12 protein-coding genes are annotated in these 13661 nt (G+C 70.9%); 6 read left to right on the forward strand and 6 right to left on the reverse strand.

The annotated features are described in order from the left end of the window. Positions 1-7 precede the first annotated feature (7 nt). Entirely contained in the window at positions 8-1528 is a 1521-nt protein-coding gene (locus tag ACZ69Q_RS28320) for a CehA/McbA family metallohydrolase (protein WP_471046851.1), read from the reverse strand. A gap of 198 nt (positions 1529-1726) precedes the next feature. Between ACZ69Q_RS28320 and ACZ69Q_RS28325 the strand changes: the two genes are divergently transcribed. The 4 genes from ACZ69Q_RS28325 (at position 1727) to ACZ69Q_RS28340 (ending at position 7203) form a co-directional block, all read left to right on the forward strand. Further along, the gene (locus tag ACZ69Q_RS28325) at positions 1727-2575 is read left to right on the forward strand and encodes an LLM class F420-dependent oxidoreductase (protein ID WP_471046853.1); all 849 of its coding nucleotides are present in this window, start codon (positions 1727-1729) and stop codon (positions 2573-2575) included. A gap of 156 nt (positions 2576-2731) precedes the next feature. Then, positions 2732-5317 (forward strand): bifunctional FO biosynthesis protein CofGH, encoded by a 2586-nt coding sequence (locus tag ACZ69Q_RS28330; RefSeq protein WP_471046855.1) that lies wholly within the window; start codon positions 2732-2734, stop codon positions 5315-5317. Between the two features lie 79 nt (positions 5318-5396). Then, positions 5397-5948, forward strand: coding sequence for a hypothetical protein (locus ACZ69Q_RS28335; protein WP_471046857.1), 552 nt, complete (start codon positions 5397-5399; stop codon positions 5946-5948). 91 nt (positions 5949-6039) lie between these two features. Then, positions 6040-7203, forward strand: coding sequence for a DUF418 domain-containing protein (locus tag ACZ69Q_RS28340; RefSeq protein ID WP_471046859.1), 1164 nt, complete (start codon positions 6040-6042; stop codon positions 7201-7203). Between the two features lie 6 nt (positions 7204-7209). Here the strand turns inward: ACZ69Q_RS28340 and ACZ69Q_RS28345 are convergent, their stop codons facing one another. Together ACZ69Q_RS28345 and ACZ69Q_RS28350 are read right to left on the reverse strand one after the other, a co-directional pair. Beyond that, positions 7210-7719, reverse strand: a complete 510-nt coding sequence (locus ACZ69Q_RS28345) for a DUF2165 domain-containing protein (RefSeq protein WP_471046860.1) — start codon at positions 7717-7719, stop codon at positions 7210-7212. 5 nt (positions 7720-7724) lie between these two features. Beyond that, the gene (locus ACZ69Q_RS28350) at positions 7725-7934 is read right to left on the reverse strand and encodes a pentapeptide repeat-containing protein (protein ID WP_471046862.1); all 210 of its coding nucleotides are present in this window, start codon (positions 7932-7934) and stop codon (positions 7725-7727) included. Between the two features lie 68 nt (positions 7935-8002). On the opposite strand from ACZ69Q_RS28350, the gene ACZ69Q_RS28355 reads away from it, so the two are divergent. Then, positions 8003-11224, forward strand: a complete 3222-nt coding sequence (locus ACZ69Q_RS28355) for a tetratricopeptide repeat protein (protein WP_471046864.1) — start codon at positions 8003-8005, stop codon at positions 11222-11224. Here ACZ69Q_RS28355 and ACZ69Q_RS28360 read toward each other — a convergent pair. Together ACZ69Q_RS28360 and ACZ69Q_RS28365 are read right to left on the reverse strand one after the other, a co-directional pair. Continuing rightward, entirely contained in the window at positions 11212-11403 is a 192-nt protein-coding gene (locus ACZ69Q_RS28360; RefSeq protein ID WP_471046866.1) for a DUF397 domain-containing protein, read from the reverse strand. The two genes, ACZ69Q_RS28355 and ACZ69Q_RS28360, sit on opposite strands and share 13 nt — an antisense overlap. Then, complete coding sequence (locus ACZ69Q_RS28365; protein ID WP_471046868.1) at positions 11400-12212, reverse strand: helix-turn-helix domain-containing protein; 813 nt, start codon at positions 12210-12212, stop codon at positions 11400-11402. Before ACZ69Q_RS28365 ends, ACZ69Q_RS28360 begins: the two co-directional genes overlap by 4 nt. Positions 12213-12325: 113 nt before the next feature. Here ACZ69Q_RS28365 and ACZ69Q_RS28370 point away from each other — a divergent pair, with 113 nt between their 5' ends. Continuing rightward, positions 12326-12748, forward strand: coding sequence for an ATP-binding protein (locus ACZ69Q_RS28370; RefSeq protein WP_471046869.1), 423 nt, complete (start codon positions 12326-12328; stop codon positions 12746-12748). 16 nt (positions 12749-12764) lie between these two features. On the opposite strand, the gene ACZ69Q_RS28375 is transcribed toward ACZ69Q_RS28370, so the two are convergent. Next, positions 12765-13628, reverse strand: coding sequence for an NmrA family NAD(P)-binding protein (locus tag ACZ69Q_RS28375; RefSeq protein ID WP_471046871.1), 864 nt, complete (start codon positions 13626-13628; stop codon positions 12765-12767). Between the last annotated feature and the right edge of the window lie 33 nt (positions 13629-13661).

Below are 13661 nucleotides of genomic sequence, written 5' to 3' on the forward strand. Positions count from 1 at the left end.
GCAGCGGCTACGAGCGGCCCAGGAAGATCGGGTTCGTGAAGGCCGCCAGGGCTCCCGGGAGGGGGCCCACCGCCGCCTCGTGGCGGAGCTCGGCGCGGACGTAGGCCGCGTACGAGGGGGTCGTGCGCCACTCCACGACGCCCGAACCGGCCACCGGCAGCGGGGCGCTGGTGAACAGGACGCCCTGGTCGGTGACGAAGCGGACGGTGCAGCGGGGCGCGCCCGACACCTCCAGGCGGACCGTGACCGGCGTGTTCATCCCGACCTCCAACCGCTCGCCGATGCCCGCCTGTTCGGCGCGGCCGCCCGAGGCCGTGAAGGTGAGGGAGACGTTCTTGGACTCGGCGACGTAGGAGCGGCCCGCGCGGATGCCCTCCTGGATCGCCTCGCGGGTGAGGTCGTCGGCGAGGACCACCGTCTGCGGGGAGCCGACCGGATCCGGGCTGCGGTGGGCGTCGCTGTTGCCCATCGCCGGGATCCAGTCGCGGCCCTTGTCGCGCACGGACGCCACCAGCATGCCGTCCCAGTCCGCCAGCGCCACCTCGTCGTCCGGCGTCCACGGGCCGTTCCACACCTCGACCGCGTCCGCCTCGCCGAAGCCGAACTTCCAGTTGCAGCCGACGCAGGTGGCGTGCGGGTGGGCGGGCACGACGAGTCCGCCGGAGCGGCGGATCTGGCGGGCGAACTTGCCGAAGCGGTTGTCACGCGCCCGGTAACGCCAGTCGATGAACGTCCCCGGCTCGACGCCGAGGGCCAGCACATGGCCGTTGCGCGTGGTGACCTCCTCGCCCAGCATCACCAGCAGGTCGTCGCCCGCCTCGTCGGCCCAGTGCGCGTGCGCCGAGTGCGTGTTGTGCTCCGAGCTGTTGATGAAGTCCAGGCCCGCCTCGCGCGCCAGCGCGGCGATCTCCGCGGGGGTGCGGCGGCCGTCCGAGTACCAGGAGTGCAGATGGCAGTCGCCGCGGTACCAGGCGCGGCCCCGGCCCTTGGCCCGCTCCGGCGGGTACACCGGCTCCGCGGCCTCGTCCTGCTCGCCGTACGTCAGCGTGATCGTGACCTCGTAGTCGAGGCCCTGCGGCGCCACGGTGTACGGGCCGAGCACGATGTGCCAGGTGCCCTCGCGCACCGGACCCGGGATGTAGCCCGGCGTCGCGTCGTCGGCGCGGACGAAGAACTCCGTGCGGGCGCCGCCCGACCAGCCGCGGAAGCCCTTGCCGCCGAGCTCGGTGCCGCGGTCGTCGAAGATGCCGATGTCGAGGGCGTTGCCCGGGGTGCCGGCCGGCACGGACGGCTTGTCGTAGGTGTAGGCGACCTTGATCTCCCGTATGCCGTCCGGGATCTCCAGAGGGAGGTAGGCGAAGTCGGGGCCGCCGGTGGGCAGCGTGCCGCGTACCGTTCGGGTCTCCGTGTTGTCGGCCGCTTCGGCGGGGCCGCGAGAGAAGCTCACGCTTCCCAACGTAAGCGCGGCCGCCGCACCCGTCACGAACAATGCGCGTCTTCCCAGGCCGCCGTGGTCGTCCTCGCACATGCTGCTGCTCCCCAGGTCGTCGTGACTGACAGGGCGTGGTGGTGCGGTGGTGGTGCGTGCAACCCTCGTATTCAGCCGTGAACTTCCGGGCAAGGGAAGGGAATCGTCAGCCGATCGTGAGCTGACGAAGCCGCGCGGCGAATTCAGGCCGACCGGTCGGTATGGACATTGCGGCGGTCGCGCGGTAGAGATGCACCCATGCGTATCTCCGCCACGATCTTCCTCACCGACGAGACCATCACCCCGACCCGGCTCGCCCGTGAGCTGGAGCAGCGGGGCTTCGCCGGGCTGTATCTGCCCGAGCACACCCACATCCCCGTCGACCGGACCACGCCGTACCCGGCCGGCGGCGAGCTGCCGCCCGAGTACGGCCGCACCCTGGACCCCTTCGTCGCCCTCGGCCAGGCCGCCGCCGTCACCGAACGGCTCGGCCTCGGCACCGGCATCACGCTGGTCGCGCAGCACGACCCGATCGACCTGGCCAAGCAGATCGCGACCCTGGACCATCTGTCGGGAGGGCGGTTCACCCTCGGCCTCGGCTTCGGCTGGAACGTGGAGGAGGCCGCCGACCACGGCGTCGAGTGGGCCACGCGCCGCGAACTCGTCCGTGACCGGATGGCCTTGATGCGGGCCCTGTGGACTGACGAGCCCGTCGCGTACGAGGGGGAGTTCGGGTCGGTACGCGCCAGCTTCGCCTACCCCAAACCCGTACAGAAGCCGCGCGCTCCGAAGGTCAACGGCCCCCGCACGCTCATCGGCGGCGCCGCCGGACCGAAGCTGTTCACGCACATCAGCGAGTACGCCGACGGATGGCTGCCGATCGGTGGCCGCGGTCTGTCCGAAACTCTCCCCCTGCTGCGGACGGTCTGGGCCGACGCCGGACGCGACCCGGAAGCGCTCCAGGTCGTGCCGTACGCCGTGTTCCCCACCCCCGGCAAGCTCGCGCACTACGCCGAGTTGGGGATCGAGGAGGCCGTGGTGCAGTTGCCTCCGGCGGGGGAGGCGGAGGTTTTGCGAGTGTTGGACGAGTACGCCGAGTACCTGTAATCGGGCGGGCGGGCAGCCGACTCAGGGGCGCGGGGCGTATCGATGTGCGGCTCCGCCGCGTGGGCGCGACCAGCCACAACGCACCCGCATCCGGCCACGAATCGCACCACCCAGGACCGTCCCCGACCGCCCGGACCTCGAACGTATGCTCAAAGAATGACGACTCCCGCGACCCCTGGAACCGGCCCGACCGAGAACTCCCTGCGTCGCGCCCTCAAACGCGCCCGGGACGGCGTCGCGCTCGACGTCTCCGAGGCGGCCGTACTGCTCCAGGCCCGCGGCGAGGCCCTGGACGACCTCGCCGCGTCCGCCGCCCGGGTGCGTGACGCGGGCCTGGCGGCCGCGGGCCGCCCCGGCGTGATCACGTACTCGAAGAGCGTCTTCATCCCCCTGACCCGGCTGTGCCGGGACAAGTGCCACTACTGCACCTTCGTCACCGTCCCCGGCAAGCTCCGCCGCGCCGGGCACGGGATGTTCATGTCCCCGGACGAGGTCCTCGACATCGCCCGCAAGGGCGCGGCCCTCGGCTGCAAGGAAGCCCTCATCACCCTCGGGGACAAGCCGGAGGACCGGTGGCCCGAGGCGCGCGAGTGGCTGGACGCGCACGGCTACGACGACACCATCGCCTACGTCCGCGCCATCTCCATCCGCATCCTGGAGGAGACGGGCCTGCTCCCGCACCTCAACCCGGGCGTCATGACCTGGACCGACTTCCAGCGCCTCAAGCCCGTCGCCCCGTCGATGGGCATGATGCTGGAGACGACCGCGACCCGCCTGTGGTCCGAGCCCGGCGGCCCGCACCACGGTTCCCCGGACAAGGAACCCGCCGTCCGGCTGCGCGTCCTGGAGGACGCCGGCCGATCCTCCGTGCCGTTCACCTCGGGGATCCTCATCGGCATCGGCGAGACGTACGAGGAGCGCGCCGAGTCCCTCTTCGCGCTGCGCCGGATCGCGCGGTCGTACCACGGCATCCAGGAACTGATCATCCAGAACTTCCGCGCCAAGCCGGACACCGCGATGCGCGGCATGCCGGACGCCGAGCTGGACGAACTGGTCGCCGCGGTCGCCGTCGCCCGGCTCATCATGGGCCCGGCCGGCAACATCCAGGCCCCGCCCAACCTCGTCGAGGGCGAGTACGCCCGTCTGATCGCGGCCGGTATCGACGACTGGGGCGGCGTCTCCCCGCTCACGATCGACCACGTCAACCCCGAACGCCCCTGGCCGCAGATCGAGGAGCTGACCCGGCAGTCCGCGGACGCCGGCTTCGAGCTGCGGGAACGGCTGTGCGTCTACCCCGAGTTCGTCCAGCGCGGCGAGCCCTGGATGGACCCCCGGCTGCTGCCGCACGTACGGGCGCTCGCCGACCCGGAGACGGGCCTCGCGCTGCCCGACGCCGTGGTCGAGGGCCACCCGTGGCAGGAGCCCGAGGAGGCGTTCGTCTCCGCCGGCCGTACCGACCTGCACGCCACCATCGACACCGAGGGCCGCACGTCCGACCGCCGCGACGACTTCGACGAGGTGTACGGCGACTGGGGCGCCCTGCGCGAGGCCGCCGCGCCCGGCATGGCGCCCGAGCGCATCGACACGGACGTCCGCGAGGCGCTGCGGGTGGCCGCCGACGACCCGACCCGACTGACCGACGCGGAGGCGCTGGCGCTGCTGCACGCGGACGGCCCGGCGCTGGACGCGCTCACCCGCATCGCCGACGACGTCCGCAAATCGGTGGTCGGCGACGACGTGACGTACATCGTCACGCGGAACATCAACTTCACCAACGTCTGCTACACCGGCTGCCGTTTCTGCGCCTTCGCGCAGCGCAGGACGGACGCCGACGCCTACACGCTCTCCCTGGACCAGGTCGCCGACCGCGCCCAGCAGGCCTGGGACGTGGGCGCGGTGGAGGTCTGCATGCAGGGCGGCATCCACCCGGACCTGCCGGGGACGGCGTACTTCGACATCGCGAAGGCGGTCAAGGAGCGCGTGCCCGGCATGCACGTCCACGCCTTCTCGCCGATGGAGGTCGTCAACGGCGCCACCCGCACCGGCCTGTCCATCCGCGAGTGGCTCACGGCCGCGAAGGAGGCGGGCCTGGACTCGATCCCCGGCACCGCCGCCGAGATCCTCGACGACGAGGTCCGCTGGGTCCTGACCAAGGGCAAGCTGCCGACGGCGACCTGGATCGAGGTGATCACGACGGCGCACGAACTCGGCATCCGCTCCAGCTCGACGATGATGTACGGCCATGTCGACCAGCCCCGCCACTGGCTCGGCCACCTGCGCACCCTGGCCGGCATCCAGCAACGCACGGGCGGCTTCACGGAGTTCGTGACCCTGCCGTTCATCCACACCAACGCACCCGTGTACCTGGCCGGCATCGCCCGCCCCGGCCCGACGATCCGGGACAACCGGGCGGTCACGGCGATGGCCCGCCTCCTGCTGCACCCGCACATCCCCAACATCCAGACGAGCTGGGTCAAGCTCGGCACCGAGGGCGCCGCCGAGATGCTGCGCTCCGGCGCCAACGACCTCGGCGGCACGCTGATGGAGGAGACGATCTCGCGGATGGCGGGTTCGTCGTACGGTTCCTACAAGTCGGTCCGCGACCTGGTGGCGGTCGCCGAGGCGGCGGGCCGCCCGGCGAAGCCGCGTACGACCCTGTACGGCGAGGTGACCGAGGAACGTCAGCGGGCGGCGGCGGCCTCGGACGGGCATCTGCCGGAGCTGCTGCCGGTGCTGGACTGAGGAAGAGCCCGCCACGGGGGTCGGTACGATGATCCGACCCCCGCTGGAGGGGTTTCCTGAGCTGAGGAGATGCGTGCCCGTGCCTGCTCCCAAGGTCTGGGTGACCGGTCTGACGGTGGGAGCGATAGCCGCCGTCACCGTTCTCGCCGTACAGGCCGACAAGGGGCCGCACCCGACGGCCGCGAAGGCCCGCCCGAGCGCGTCGGCCTCGCCGGGCGCGAACCCCGCGCCGACGAAGCCCGCCGGGCCGGTGGCCGTGCCGGACGGCTCGGGCACCGGACGCCGGGTCGTCTACTCCCTCGGCCAGAAGCGGGTCTGGCTGGTCGACGCGAGTGACACGGCCCGCCGTACGTTCGCCGTCTGGCCGGGCACGGTGAGCCCGGACACCGGCAGTTACGCGGTGTCGTCGCGCACCATGGCCACCACGGGCTCGGACGGCGTGCAGATCGAGAACATCGTCTACTTCGCCGCGAAGTCCGGTATCTCCATCGCCTTCTCCAACGCCGTCGACGGCTCCTCGCCGCCGCCCGCCTCGGGCAAGCAGACCGGCGGGGTGCGGATGCGCGCGGCCGACGGCGCGGCGCTGTGGACGTTCGGTGAGACGGGCACGAAGGTGGTCGTGGTCAAGTAGGAGTCGCGGGAGCCTGCTGCATCCTTCGATGTACGGCAGGTTCGCCTTCGCTCATGACGATCCGGGGGGATACCGCCGCGACGATGAGTGCATGACGCACACGGACGCGCGAGTCCCGCAGACACCGCAGGCCACGCACCCCGGACGCCGGCTTCCGCTCCTCGACGTACTGCGCGGCGCGGCCATCCTGGGCACCCTCATGACGAACGTGTGGATCTTCACCGGTCCGGGCGCGGAGTGGGGAGCCCTGCAGGCCGGGACGTCCACGGGGGTCGTCGAAAGCATCTTCGGCGTGCTGGCGAACGGCAAGTTCCTGTCGCTGCTGACGATCCTGTTCGGAGCCGGCCTCGCCATCCAGTACGCCTCGGCGGAGCGGCGCGGGCAGCCGTGGCCGGGGCGCTACCGGTGGCGGGCCCTGTTCCTGTTCGCCGAGGGCACCGTGCACTTCGTCCTGGTCTTCGCCTGGGACGTGCTGATGGGCTACGCGGTCACCGCACTGCTCGTCGCCTGGCTGCTGACCCGCTCGGAACGGGCGCAGCGGAGGGTGATGTGGTGGGCGGCCGGCCTCCATCTGACGGTGATCGGCCTGCTGACGGCGGCGATGAACCTGGCCGACACGGACGAAGGCGGCGGCACGGTCTCCCAGGACGTGGTCGACCTGTACGAGCACGGCAGCTATCTGGACCAGGTCACGTTCCGTCTGGAGAACGCGTTGGCGCTGCGCATGGAACCGGTCCTGACCTTCTTCCTTCTGGTCTTCCTCTTCCTGCTGGGCGTACGGCTGTTCCGGGCGGGCGCGTTCGGCGCGGACGAGACGGGGCGCCGGCTGCGCTCGCGCCTGCTGGCGTGGGGAATCGGCCTCGGGCTGCCCCTCAACGTGGCGGCGACGCTGGCGGGCCCGGACCTGTTCCTGGCGGCCAGGTACGGCGCGGCCCCGCTGCTGGCCCTCGGCTACATCGGCCTGATCGGTGCCGTGGTGGACCGGGTACGGCGGCCGGGCCCGCTGCTGACGGGCCTGACCTCGGTCGGCCGGACCGCGCTGTCCGGTTACGTCCTGCAGAACGCGCTGTGCGTGCTCATCTCCTACGGCATCGGGCTGGGCCTCGCGGAACGGCTCGGCGACTCGGGCCCGTGGTGGGTGGTGGCACTCTGGCTCACGGTCTGCGCGGTACTCATGGTGGGCTCCACGCTGTGGCTGCGGCGGTTCTCGGCAGGGCCCCTGGAATCGGTCCAGAAATGGGCCCTGCGCCACTGAGACGGGTCAGGCGTCGGCCTGCGGGCCCTGCCCGAACGGCAGGTGGTTGACGATCAGCACGACGCCGCTGAACAGGAACACCCGCGTCGCCGCGTCGAGTCCGTTCCAGTCCCCGGACTGCCACATCGAGAACCACTCGCCGCCGATCGCGATGAACCCGGCGCCGAACAGGAGCATCAGCATCAGCAGGCCGTACGTGGAGAAGCGGCGGGCCCGGTGGTCGTCGCGGCGGAACCACAGCCAGGTGCCGTATATGAGCACGAGGGCGGCGACGGTCTCCCAGACGATGATCGCGACGTAGGCCGCGTCCTGAAGTCCCTTGCTGGTGATGGCTCTCCACATCAGGTCGTCGTCCTTGAACGTCGTGTCCATCGCCAGGACGTGCCGCACGAACTGCTGGTTCGTCCCGAAGTCGGTGATGTTCCCGAAGGCGACGAGAGCGATGTAGAGGGCGACCGCCGCGGTGAGCAGGGTGGCGGCGAGATGGAGGGCGGGGCGTGGGGGTGTCGTAGGCATGGTGGTCATCTTCCCTGTGCGGACGCTGTGTTCGGAACGTCTTGAGCCACTTCCGGCGGGAGTTGGCGCAACTCGGTGGGGGTCGGGCTCGATGTCGGCAGATCCCCTTCCGGACGACGCACGCCGGTCAGGTCCGTTCCGTCCAGCTTGACGTCCGTCAGGTCCGCCTCTCGCGGGTCCGTCCTGTGCAGATAGGCCTTGCGCAGGTCCCCCACTCATCGGCCCCGTTCAGGGAGTTGAGTGAGAATGAGCGAAGCCGGTCGGCGATGGAGAGGGGTCCGGGATGGCGCAGGCGCGGCCGTCGATGCAGGAGCTGATCGGGCGGCGCAGGCGTGCCGGGTTCGTGGGGCGGGGGGCCGAACGGGCCGCGTTCCGGGAGAACTTCGACGTTCCGCCGGAGGACGAGCGGCACCGGTTCCTGTTTCATGTGCACGGGAACGCCGGTGTCGGAAAGACCTTCCTGGTCAGGGAACTGGAGCAGCTCGCCCGGGAGAAGGGGGCGCTGACCGCCTACGTCGACGAGAGTGTCGGCAGCGTGCCGGAGGCGATGGCGGTGATCGGCCGCCAGTTCGCCGCGCAGGGACACAGGTTCAAGGACCTCGAGCGTCTGCTCGCCGTCCATCGGGAACGACGGCACGAGGCGGAGGCCGCTCTCGCCGTGCCGGAGCCCGATCCGCAGCCGCCGTCCGCCGGCAGCACGGCGGTGATGCGGGCCGGGCTGGTGGGACTGGGCATGGTGCCGGGCGTCGGTGCTTTCGCGGGGGCCCTGGACGCGGCCCAACTCGCGCAGGGCGCCGACCGTTTGCGCGCGGGGCTCAGCTCCCGCTTCCGGAGCCAGGAAGATGTGCAGCTCGTGCTGTCACCGGAGCGCGTGCTCACACCGGCGCTGCTCACCGAGCTGTCCGACGCGGCGACGGCGGCGCCCTGGATCGTCCTCTTCTTCGACACGTACGAACGCACCGGCCCGTTCCTCGACGGCTGGCTGCACGAGGTGATGACCACGGACCGCCACGGCACGCTGCCCGCCACGGTCGTCGTGGTCACCGCCGGCCAGCACCCCTTCGACACCGCCCGCTGGGGCGGCTTCGCCGACTTCATGACCGACGCGCCGCTCGGCCCGTTCACGGAGAGCGAGGCCCGCGGACTGCTCGCGGACAGGGGAGTCGTGGCGGAGCCGGTCGTCGAGGAGGTGCTCCGCCTGACCGGCGGACTGCCCGTGCTGGTCTCGACGCTGGCCGAGCAGCGGCCCGCCGGCCCGGACGACATAGGCGACCCCAGCGCCACGGCCGTCGAACGGTTTCTGAAGTGGGAGCAGGATCCCGTACGCAAGGCGGTGGCCCTCACGTGCGCGCTGCCCCGGCGTCTTGACGTGGATGTCTTCCGGGCGGCCGTGGAATGCCCGGACGAGGACGTCGACACGCTCTTCGGCTGGCTGCGGGGCCTTGCGTTCGTGGACGACCGCGGGGACCGGCCGCGCTATCACGACCTGGTGCGTGAGCCGATGCTCCGGATGCAGCGGCGGCGCTCGCCACGAGGCTGGACCGAGCGCCACGACAGGCTCGCGGGTGTCTTCGGCCGCTGGCGCGAGGAGGCGGCGAGCGGCCTGAGTGCCTATTCGGAGTGGGTGGACGAGCCGTGGCGTGAGCTGAGGCTGGAGGAGACGTACCACTTGCTGTGCGCCCGCCCGCGCACGGCGCTCGCCGGGGCACTGCGGGATCTGGTGTGGGTGTGCGGCGCCGACGAGGTGGCCGGTCGCCGATGGGCGCGGATGCTGGCGGAGGCGGGCGAGGCGACGGACGACGCCGGGCTGCGTGACTGGGGCCGACTGCTGCGCGAGGCGCTCGCGGACGACGCGACCGCGATGGCCAAGGTGGCGGACCTGGTCCTGTCCCGTCCCGGGCTGGACCCGCGCGGGCGGGCGGTCGCCTACACCTTTCGGGCGAGGGAACTGCGCGGTGAGGGGAAGTACGAGCTGTCCCTGGCCGACTACGACCGGGCGATCGAGCTGGATCCGGAGCTGATCCCGGCCCACCTCGGCCGAGGTCTCGCCCACCGCTCGCTCGACGACTTCCCGGCGGCGCTGGCCGCCTTCGACCGTGCGGACGAGCTGACCGACGCCCATGGGTCGCCCACCGCGGAGCTGATCGTCGCGGAGCGCGCGGAGACGTGTCGGCTGGCGGGCCGTTTCGAGGAGGCCGTCGCCGACTTCGACCGGGCCGTCGCCCTCGATCCGACCGACCCCGAACATCTGACCGGCCGGGCGGTGTGCCGACACGAGCTCGGGCAGTACGACGAGGCCCTCGCCGACTTCGATCAGGCACTGAGCCTCGACGAGGACTACCTGTGGGCGCTCGTGCGCAGGTCTCGGCTGCATCGAGCCATGGGGGAGTCGGACAAGGCGTTCGCGGACCTCGACCGCGCGGCCCGCATCGCGCCCGACAACCCCTGGGTGGCCTCGGAACGCGGTGACGCCTACCGATTGGCGGGCCGTTTCGCGGAGGCCGTCACCGAGCTCGGCAGGGCCATCTCCCTCAGCCCCGACTACGTCTCGGCGCTCGCGAGCCGGGGCTGGACGCAGCATGAGCTGGGCCGGCACGAGGAGGCTCTGACCGATCTCAGCCGCGCCATCGAGCTGTCCCCGGACCACGCCTGGGCGTTGGTGATGCGCGCTCGCGTGCGGGACCGACTGGCCGATCAGGAAGGCAGGTTCGAAGACCTTCGGCGAGCGGCGGAGGTGGGCACGGTCAACGGCTGGGCCGCGACCGAGGCGGGGGATGCCTACCGGCTGGCCGGGCGATACGACGAGGCACTCGCCGTCCTGCGAGTGGCACTGGAACGGGACCCGGACTACGGGTGGGCCTACAGTCGGCGCGCGCGAGTCTGCTTGGCCATCGGGCGCAGCGAGCAGGCTCTGGCCGACTTGGACCGGTGTGTCGCCCTGGACTCGCAGGCGGACTGGGCGCGCCGCACGGCCATCGACGTGCTGATGCTGTGCGGCCGTTGGGACGAGGTGTCTCCCCGGTTGACCGAGGCGGACAGGACGGGGACACCGGACACCGACCTGGACGTCCGGCGCGTGGAGATGCACCGCCACAACGGGCAGGGGCCGGAGGCACGACAGCTCGCCGAGCGGCTGAGCGAGGCCGAGCCGCTTTCCGGCACCCTGCAACTGGCGTTGACCGTCACCCGATTCGAAGGGTCGCCGGCCGCGGAGCCTCTGTGGCGAGAGTTGATCCGGTTGGAGCACGAGGACGGTGAACTGGGAGAGGTGGAACGAGCCCAGGGACGGTGCTTCATCGGCTGTGCTCTTTCCGACTGGGCCATGGCCGACCAAGGGCTGGCCGACTTCCTTGCACTGGAGCCCGGTTGGGACGAGTCGGCGTTTCTCGCGGCCGTCCTCACCGAAATCCTGCACGGCCCCGACACGGACCGAACCCGCCTCGCGCCCATCCTCGCGGCGGTCACCGAGGCCCGCGAGGCGGTACGGGCGCGTTACGCGGAATGACCCGCGAACTCCACGAACTCGGTCCACGCGCCGTCCGCGATGGCGAGCCGGGCGCCGTCCTTGTCCTTGGAATCACGGACGTGGACGGTCGCGTGAGCGGGGGATATGGCGACCTCGACGCATTCGGGGCCGTCGTTGCTGCTGTAGCTGCTCTTGAACCACTCCAGGGCGGAGGTCATGTCTCGTCTCCCAGGACTTTCTCGATGAAGGCCAGCGACTCTCGGGGCGGCAGGGCCTGGGCCCGGATCATTCCATAGCGCATATCCAGGATCTGAACCTCCCTGGGGTCACTGATCACACGGCTGTGCAACTGAGCCTCGGAGTGCCCCAGTGTCTTTCCGTCCCGGAGTTTCAACAGTTGGAGCGAGCCGCCCATGCCCGCGTGGTCCTCCCGGTCCGTGGGCATGACTTGAATCGCGACGTGCCTCAACGCGCTGATCTCCAACAGGTGTTCGAGCTGCTGACGTAGCACCATTCTGCCCCCGATCGGCCGCCGGAGGGTCACCTCTTCCTGGACAAAGGTGAGGTGCGGGGCGGGCATCCGCTCGAAGGCGCGTCGCCGTGCCATGCGCGCGGAGACCTGGCGTTCGATCTCGTCCTCCGAGTAGGCGGGCCGCCTCATCGCGAACAAGGCCCGTGCGTATTCCGGGGTCTGGAGCAGGCCGTGCATGTTGTGGTTGGCGTAGGCGCCCAGCTCGACCGCGTCGTCCTCCAGCTTCGCCAGGTCCCGAACCTTCTTCGGGTACCGGGCCCGCTCCACGTCCTCCTTCATGGCCGAGAGCATCCCGCCCGCCCCCAGCACCTCATCGGCCTTGTCCAGGAAGTCCGGCTTCGGGATCCGCCGCCCCCGCTCCACCGACGAGACCATCTCCTCGCCGTACCCGATGGCGGCGCCCAGCTCCCCCTGTTTCTTCCCTGCGGCCTCCCGCCACATCTTGATCTGCCGTCCGACCGTCCTGAGAACGGCTTCGGCCTCCTCGTCCTCCACGTCTTCCCCTCCCGACGTACGAGCCGTACGACCCCGTCGGCCGACCGGACAGTCACGCTCCGTACCGAGGTCATCGCTGTTCAGCGTAGGAACGGCTCGCCACGCTAGGTGACATGAGTCCGAATTTCCTCCCCCAAGTCACCTCTTCCACGCACCACTTCACGGTTCAGTTGTCCACGACTCGAAGGGGTGCTCGACTGGCCCGCCTGCTCGCGGAACGCCAACTGGACGACTGGGGAGTGCCCTTCGAGGGCGCGGCGCACATCGTGGCGGAGCTCGCGTCGAACGCCGTCCTCCACGGCCGCGTCCCGGGAAGGGATTTCCGGCTGCGGCTGCTGCTCCACTCCGACGGCATCCTCCGTATCGAGGTGACCGACGCCCGGGGCGACCGGATCCCGCAGGTCCGGGACGCGGTGGGCGGGGAGGCGGAGTCGGGGCGGGGGCTGCTGATCGTGGCGGCGTACGCGGACCGCTGGGGCGTCGACGAGGCGCCGGCCCCCTGCAAGACGGTGTGGGCCGAACTGAGGTCGGGTTAATCCGACCGCCGTCGGTCTACCGGGAGCGCAAGGTGGCCTCCAATGCCTCGTGGGCGGTCTTCGCGGGGTGGCCGATGGTGGCTTCCAGTGTCGGGTCGGTGGTGTTGAACTCGCCCTTGCGCGACGCCGCGAACATCGTCAAGGAGAACTCCGCGGCCGGCCGCGGCATCCCGCCGGCGACCGCTGCCGATATCCACTCGTCGTCGTCCATGACGACCCGGGTGACGGTCCGGCCGGCGATGCGGCTGAGGATGTCGGCAACGTCGGCGAAGTCGAGCGTGTGAGGGGCTGTCAGCGGCGGCGTGACCCCTTCGAGTGCACCGTCTTCGGTCAGGGCGAGGGCCGCGGCTTCCGCCAGGTCCTCGTGGGCCGTCCAGGACACCGGGCCGTCCTGCGGCACGGCGAGCGTGCCGGTCTCGAGTGCCGCGCCGATGTAGTAGCCCAGGGTGGAGGCGTAGAAGCCGTTGCGAAGAGCGGTGTAGGGGACTCCTTGCCGCTTGAGGTGCTCCTCGGTGGCCGCATGGACCTTCTGCGGCGGGAAGAGCGATGTGGGAGAGGCGGCCTGGTGGCTGGTGTACAGGATGCGTCGGGCGCCCGCTTCCCGTGCCGCGTCGATGGCGGCGCTGTTGGCGGTCAACGCGCCGTCGCCTCGAATGGCCGCGGAGACGACCAGGACGCGCTCGGCACCTTCGAAGGCGTGCTTCAGACTGCCGGGTTCGGTGAAGTCTCCCGCTCGGACTCGGACCCCGCGCTCGGCGAGGCCGGCGGCCTTGCTCACGTCGCGCACGCTGACGCCGATCCTGTCGGCCGGTACCCGCTCCAGCAGACGGTTGACGATCAGCGACCCGAGGTGGCCGGTGGCTCCTGTGACGATCAGCATCGGTGGCTCCAGGATTGTTGTTTCCAGTGGAAC

The sequence above is a fragment of the Streptomyces sp. NPDC036764 genome (assembly GCF_055609385.1).

What these genes read in the sequence shown, in the direction of transcription:
- ACZ69Q_RS28320 (WP_471046851.1), bottom strand. Translation starts at nt 1,528, where the DNA reads ATGTGCGAGGACGACCACGGCGGCCTGGGAAGACGCGCATTGTTCGTG.
- ACZ69Q_RS28325 (WP_471046853.1), top strand. Translation starts at nt 1,727, where the DNA reads ATGCGTATCTCCGCCACGATCTTCCTCACCGACGAGACCATCACCCCG.
- ACZ69Q_RS28330 (WP_471046855.1), top strand. Translation starts at nt 2,732, where the DNA reads ATGACGACTCCCGCGACCCCTGGAACCGGCCCGACCGAGAACTCCCTG.
- ACZ69Q_RS28340 (WP_471046859.1), top strand. Translation starts at nt 6,040, where the DNA reads ATGACGCACACGGACGCGCGAGTCCCGCAGACACCGCAGGCCACGCAC.
- ACZ69Q_RS28345 (WP_471046860.1), bottom strand. Translation starts at nt 7,719, where the DNA reads ATGCCTACGACACCCCCACGCCCCGCCCTCCATCTCGCCGCCACCCTG.
- ACZ69Q_RS28355 (WP_471046864.1), top strand. Translation starts at nt 8,003, where the DNA reads ATGGCGCAGGCGCGGCCGTCGATGCAGGAGCTGATCGGGCGGCGCAGG.
- ACZ69Q_RS28360 (WP_471046866.1), bottom strand. Translation starts at nt 11,403, where the DNA reads ATGACCTCCGCCCTGGAGTGGTTCAAGAGCAGCTACAGCAGCAACGAC.
- ACZ69Q_RS28370 (WP_471046869.1), top strand. Translation starts at nt 12,326, where the DNA reads ATGAGTCCGAATTTCCTCCCCCAAGTCACCTCTTCCACGCACCACTTC.
- ACZ69Q_RS28375 (WP_471046871.1), bottom strand. Translation starts at nt 13,628, where the DNA reads ATGCTGATCGTCACAGGAGCCACCGGCCACCTCGGGTCGCTGATCGTC.